The organism is Acinetobacter sp. ATCC 27244 (assembly GCF_000156555.1).
Lineage (GTDB): Bacteria > Pseudomonadota > Gammaproteobacteria > Pseudomonadales > Moraxellaceae > Acinetobacter > Acinetobacter haemolyticus.
In genome coordinates this window covers 102535-108519 of record NZ_GG665949.1, presented here as the reverse complement: position 1 = coordinate 108519, position 5985 = coordinate 102535, and the positions used below count along the sequence as shown (strand labels likewise).

The window sequence follows — 5985 nt, the reverse complement described above, 5'->3', positions numbered from 1 at the left end:
CAGAATTAAATTTATCCAAACCATCAGAAGAACAACCTTAAAATATTGGCTTCACTCAATCACATTTTTTTAGATATTCTGGATTAAACTTAATTTTATTTACATCTGACCTACTAAGTATTTTTCTTGGAATATCCACAGTATCACGTGCTGTAAACCATAATGATCCGAATATAAATGTACCCCTTTCATCAGCAGCTCTTTTTCTTGTGTCAGGATCAGCCATACTCTCGTTAAATCCAGGAATACTCGCGATTATTCCCTTATATTTTCCCTGTTCTATTTTCACAACAATATCTGGTCTAAAGTAACCTATTGGTTCATATGCCTCATAGACTCTAAAAATACTTAACTTTGTTGAATTTGGGACTAAACCTATCTCTTGGTAACCTATCGTGATCGGCGTAACCCACGCATTAGGGCTTTCTAGCATATACTGCGTATCCAACGTTTTTAAGGTTTTCTTAGACAGCCGAAAATCTTGTTGTGTAATCAGGCATAATCCATCTATATCATGCGATAAGATTCTAGGTGTAGCACAAGCGGTAAGAGTTGAAAGAGCTAATAAAAGCCCAAAACACCTTATTAAGTTTTTAATATTCATATATTACTCATTATGATCGGAAAGTTTTAAAATAACTCATACTTAGCCGAAGAAGCTTATTCACTATCAATAAAATTCTTAAGAATATCTGAAATGTAATGCCCTGTTCGACGATCTGTACTCGCAGTAACTAATGATAAAGGAAAACCATAATAATTATTTGCTTCTATTTGCGGCACATTATAAAAAGCCATTTTAGGCTCTCAAATTCGATAACCCACACCCCCAAATGTTTTCTAAACGTCTCTCCTAAATATCAAGCATAACCATCAACGGTATGTATTTCTCATTGAAAGGACATCTCATCAGTTGTTGGATACCGCTCCAATATCCAATGCTCCAAGCATATTCAATGAATCTATTGAATAATCCAACTTCTCACTAATTTATTTTGGGAGGCTATCATACATACATGATAAAGCATCACGCATATCCATTCACCAATATTGAAAGCTGTCAAACCATTCTTCTCTAGTTTTCAAATTAAGAGTACTGATGTAAATTTATTTAAAACCATTAATACCCCCAAAGTAAAGATATGACTATTAAGCCCATTCTAAATATTTTTCGCCATTATCTAGAGTATAAATCCAAACTGGTCTCAAAGGGCAGAAACCCTGATCGTAAATAACCAACCATGTTCCTATATCATGCGCACCAATCTCTCTAGCATATTCTTCAGAAGAAGGAAAGAACCTCTTAAATAATTCCAATTGTTCTAAAACAGGAATATCATATATAATAGTGTCATCACCACTTTTTGCTAACAATAACTCCCCAGCATTCATAAGCTGGTGCAATATATTAATAAATATATCTCGTTTCTCAATAAGCTTTTTTTCAATCTGGACATCCTCCGCCAAATTAGACGCTGCTAACCACACAGCATCTAAGGCTTGTCCCTTTACAGAATTCATCAATGCATTAAATTCCTTATCACTTAAGGTAATTCTCATATTATGAACCTTATCTGAAATTAATTTCCGCCCACTAGTTTTATTATTAAACAACAAAAACAATAAAAAAGAACAGATATATTAAAATTTATTTATATAACTTTTTAATAGCCTCTATTTTAAAATCCGCTTCACCCTGTGTTTATAGTGCTGATTTGCCCAATGTTTGCCGATTGATTCGATTAAAATACCCTTCAATATAGTAGTAAGACTCTCTGGATTATTTTCAATCCAATTAAGCGCTAAATTTGGCCAATAAACACTCACACTTTCTCCTAATGCATACTGTAGAACCTTTACTTTATTTTCAGCATTTAATTCATTAAAACTCTGATTACACTCCTGCTGCTCAAGCAGCAATAGCCCATGTCGGACATCCATCAAATGCATTCTCCTGTCATCCCACTACGGTTAGAGTGATGTAGCACAAGATCTATCACACTGCTATCCAAAGTTTAAATTTCTCTCATAGAATAACTAATCTCCAAAAATTCCAATCAATCATCTAAATCTCTTCTTTTATTCCTATTAAGGATTAGACGAAATGAATTGCAATATTAACGAATATTAACAATAATTGTAACAATAATATTTCTCATTTACATGGTTGTAGACATGAGTTCAAACCTCTCCTCTCTCAAGCGCAATTCATTGTTTCTTGCAATTTCATCAAGTCTGGTCAGCATTAGCCCCTACAGCTTTGCAGTAGACACTGTCTCTCAACAGCTTCCGACTATTCAAGTCAAGGCGACACAGAATGAAAGTTCAGATACTGAAATCACCAAAGCCTATACGATTAAGGATAGCTCAAGTGCAACCAAGCTCAATATCGCTGCCAAAGAAACACCACAAACCATCAATGTTGTGACACGCCAACAAATAGAAGACTTTGGCTTAACCTCAACACGAGATATTCTAAATAATACCCCTGGGGTAACCGTCAATGCCCTTGAAACGGAACGCGCCGTATATATGGCACGTGGCTTTGAAATTTCTAACATATTAATCGATGGTGTGGGATTTCCACTAACCAATTGGAATACCACCGATATCAATCCTGACAGCTATTTTTATGATCGAGTTGAAGTCGTAAAAGGTGCAAATGCATTAACCAATGCCTTTGGTGATCCAAGTGCAACCATCAACTACGTTCGAAAACGTCCTACTAAAGAGTTTCAAGCCAATACAGGCTTAAGTTATGGCTCATGGGATACTCAACGTTATGAAGCAGATGTTTCTGGCAGTTTAAATGATCGCATCCGCGCAAGACTGTTTGGCTTCCAACAAACAGGTGACTCATATCGTGATCGTTATTCCTCAGAAAAAAATGGTGTTGCAGGTGTTGTAGAAGCCGATGTTACGGATTCTACCCTTCTCACGATTGGAGCAAGTCAAGAAAAAAATAAACCAAACGCCAATAACTGGGGAGCAATTCCGCTGATGGATAGCTCTGGTCGACAGCTCAGTTATGATCGCTCATTTAACCCCAATCCAGATTGGGCCTATTGGGACAATACTTCTAGAAATGCATTTATCGAACTAAAACAAAAATTCCTAGATACATGGTCTGCTAACTTGAGCTATAACTATAATGAGAAAGATCGTGAAAGCCAGCTTTTATACTATTATGGCTATCCAAACGCAGACGGTTCAGGAGTTTCATTAACACCAAATGGTTATTTAGAGAATAATAAACTACACACTGCTGATTTTAATTTGCAGGGGAAATTTGATCTTTTTAATCGTGAACATGAAGCTATCATTGGTTATTCTTTCTCAAAAAGTGATCAAGTTGACCATCAAAAGAAAGGCACGCTACATGACAGCAATATTAATCATGTAAGCTCTGAATACAACGGACAAATTACAGTTACCCCCTATACAACAGATTGGGCAAGCTGGACGCCAAAGCATGTCACTTGGTCGGATTTCGTCAAACAAGCCGATTATACCCAACGCAATCAGTCAATTTATGCAGCCACACGTCTACATTTAAACGATGATCTCAAGCTGACTCTCGGTGCGAACTACATCCAAGCCAAAAGTGAAGGTTCGAGCTATGGCTCACCGATGAATTACGATGAAAGTAAAGTTTCACCTTATGCCGGGATTACCTATAATTTTACACCTGAGTACACAGGTTATATGAGTTATACTTCGATTTTCCGCCCACAAACATCTGTAAATGAAGCAACAGGCAAAGTAGCTGATCCAATCGAAGGAAAAAGTTATGAAGTTGGGATGAAAAGCTCATGGCTAGACAACAAACTTACTGGAACATTGGCAATCTTTAGAACAGAGGAAAACAATTATCCGCTTCGTTCAACAGATGGACATCCTTTAAACCGAAAAGTGGGGATCAGTGATTTACGCTCACAAGGCGTTGAGGTTGGTTTGGCAGGACAACTCACCGATCAAGTAAATGTCTCTTTGGGTTATGCCCAATTTAGTTTACAAGATCTAAAAAATGGTGGTGCAGCCCGAACTTATAACCCAACTCAAACCTTTAATTTACTAACTACTTATACACCCGCTCAATTACCCAAATTAAAAGTAGGTGCAGGGCTACAGTGGCAAGGAAAAACCTCTGTTTTTGACAATGTAAAATCAGCATATCTAAAACAAAGCGATTATGCGTTGCTTAACCTAATGGCAAGTTATGAAGTCAATAAACACTTTAGCGTTCAAGCCAATGCAAATAATGTAACTGATAAAAAATATTTGAATAGTTTTACTTATAGCCAAGCATTCTACGGAGAACCTGCTAACTATACAGTTGCACTGAAGTTTAAATATTAAAAAAAGCCCCTCGAACATGAGGGGCTTTCTTTATGCTGCATTCGGAGCTTGGTTTTTAGGTTTTAAATAAGCATCTAATAATGCAATTTCATGCGCTTGCATATTTAGTCCTAATTTAGAACGTCGCCACAGTATATCTTGACTATTGCTTGCCCATTCAAAGCGACATAGATAATCGACCTCTTTGGCATACAAGCCCTGTCCAAAATGTTGACCAAGCTGCTTAACCGAACTTGCTTCACCTAAAATATTCCAAATACGCGAGCCATAGGCTCCCGCCCAACGTTTCGCCAAAGCTTCAGAAGCATCGGAGATTTGCGCGCGGATTTCATTAGCTAACTGCTCAACCGACACCATCTTTTCACCGCCCGGCAAAGTTTCCGTTGCAGTCCAACTGCCTTTCATCGCTGGGAAAAATGCTTTCAGTTGCAACATTGCAGACTCAGCAAGCTTACGATAAGTCGTTAACTTTCCACCAAATACTGAAAGTAATGGCGCTTGCCCCGCAGCTTCTTTTGATAAGGCTAACGTATAGTCACGTGTCACCGCAGATGGATTATCTGACTCATCGTCACATAATGGGCGCACCCCAGCGAAAGTTGAGATAATATCAGCTTGGGTAAGTTGCTTTTTAAAATGCGCATTACTCACCTCAATGAGATAATCAATCTCAGCTTGAGTAATTTTCACTTGAGCTGGATCACCTTCATACTCATGGTCGGTGGTACCAATCATGGTGTATTGATCCAAATATGGAATTGCAAAGACAATACGGCGGTCATCATTTTGCATAATGAAAGCTTTATCACCCTCATAAAGCTTCGGTACGATGATGTGACTACCTTGAATCAAACGAATACCATAAGGAGATTTTAGCTGTAAATCCTGTTTAATAAACTGTGCGACCCAAGGGCCTGCAGCATTCACCAAAGCTTTCGCTTTAATTTGAAATTGCCCTTCTGCATTTTCCAAATCGACAACCCAAATTTGTCCTTCACGTCGAGCAGACAAACAACGGGTACGCGTTACGATTTCTGCCCCTTTTTCACGTGCATGCATTGCATTCAAAACAACTAAACGTGAATCATCTACTGCACAGTCTGAATATTCAAAACCACGTGTAATCGCTGTGTTTAACGGACTATCATCTTTAAAGTAGACATTATTTGAACCCAATAATTTTTCACGCTTACCTAAATGATCATAAAAGAATAAGCCCGTACGAATCAGCCATGCTGGGCGCAAATGCGGACGATGAGGCATAATAAAACGCATTGGGCGAATAATATGTGGCGCCTTATTGAGCAAAACTTCACGCTCAGCTAATGCTTCACGCACCAAACGAAACTCTTTATGTTCAAGGTAACGCAAACCACCGTGAATCAGCTTGCTACTCGCAGATGAAGTATGGCTCGCCAAATCATCTTTTTCACATAAAAATACCGATAAACCACGCCCAGCAGCATCAACAGCGATACCCACACCATTGATCCCACCACCAATGATGGCAAGGTCATAAATTTTGTCACTTGACTGAGGAGAAGTTTGCATAAATCACCGCAAATTTTCATTATTGTTCAATAATGAAAATTTAAACATATTAAATGAAAATTAACAATATATAAT

General features: G+C 37.9%; 5 protein-coding genes. 1 reads left to right on the top strand and 4 read right to left on the bottom strand.

Annotated elements, in window-relative coordinates:
* Positions 1-55 precede the first annotated feature (55 nt).
* From HMPREF0023_RS00485 to HMPREF0023_RS00475, 3 genes are all read right to left on the bottom strand, one after another.
* On the bottom strand, positions 56-604 hold the full coding sequence (locus HMPREF0023_RS00485) for a hypothetical protein (protein WP_005091198.1): 549 nt from the start codon (positions 602-604) through the stop codon (positions 56-58).
* Positions 605-1149: 545 nt separating this feature from the next.
* Positions 1150-1560: a DUF596 domain-containing protein gene (locus tag HMPREF0023_RS00480; RefSeq protein ID WP_005081727.1), complete on the bottom strand. Its 411-nt coding sequence runs from the start codon at positions 1558-1560 to the stop codon at positions 1150-1152.
* 114 nt (positions 1561-1674) lie between these two features.
* Positions 1675-1941 (bottom strand): hypothetical protein, encoded by a 267-nt coding sequence (locus HMPREF0023_RS00475; RefSeq protein WP_017396447.1) that lies wholly within the window; start codon positions 1939-1941, stop codon positions 1675-1677.
* 222 nt (positions 1942-2163) lie between these two features.
* Here HMPREF0023_RS00475 and HMPREF0023_RS00470 point away from each other — a divergent pair, with 222 nt between their 5' ends.
* Entirely contained in the window at positions 2164-4359 is a 2196-nt protein-coding gene (locus tag HMPREF0023_RS00470; protein ID WP_005081723.1) for a TonB-dependent siderophore receptor, read from the top strand.
* A 30-nt stretch (positions 4360-4389) separates the two neighbouring features.
* Here the strand turns inward: HMPREF0023_RS00470 and glpD are convergent, their stop codons facing one another.
* Positions 4390-5910, bottom strand: a complete 1521-nt coding sequence (glpD, locus tag HMPREF0023_RS00465) for a glycerol-3-phosphate dehydrogenase (RefSeq protein WP_004638303.1) — start codon at positions 5908-5910, stop codon at positions 4390-4392.
* Between the last annotated feature and the right edge of the window lie 75 nt (positions 5911-5985).

Excerpts from the sequence above, each read along its gene's own strand:
- glpD (WP_004638303.1), bottom strand. The coding sequence starts at position 5,910 with ATGCAAACTTCTCCTCAGTCAAGTGACAAAATTTATGACCTTGCCATC.
- HMPREF0023_RS00485 (WP_005091198.1), bottom strand. The coding sequence starts at position 604 with ATGAATATTAAAAACTTAATAAGGTGTTTTGGGCTTTTATTAGCTCTT.
- HMPREF0023_RS00475 (WP_017396447.1), bottom strand. The coding sequence starts at position 1,941 with ATGGATGTCCGACATGGGCTATTGCTGCTTGAGCAGCAGGAGTGTAAT.
- HMPREF0023_RS00480 (WP_005081727.1), bottom strand. The coding sequence starts at position 1,560 with ATGAGAATTACCTTAAGTGATAAGGAATTTAATGCATTGATGAATTCT.
- HMPREF0023_RS00470 (WP_005081723.1), top strand. The coding sequence starts at position 2,164 with ATGGTTGTAGACATGAGTTCAAACCTCTCCTCTCTCAAGCGCAATTCA.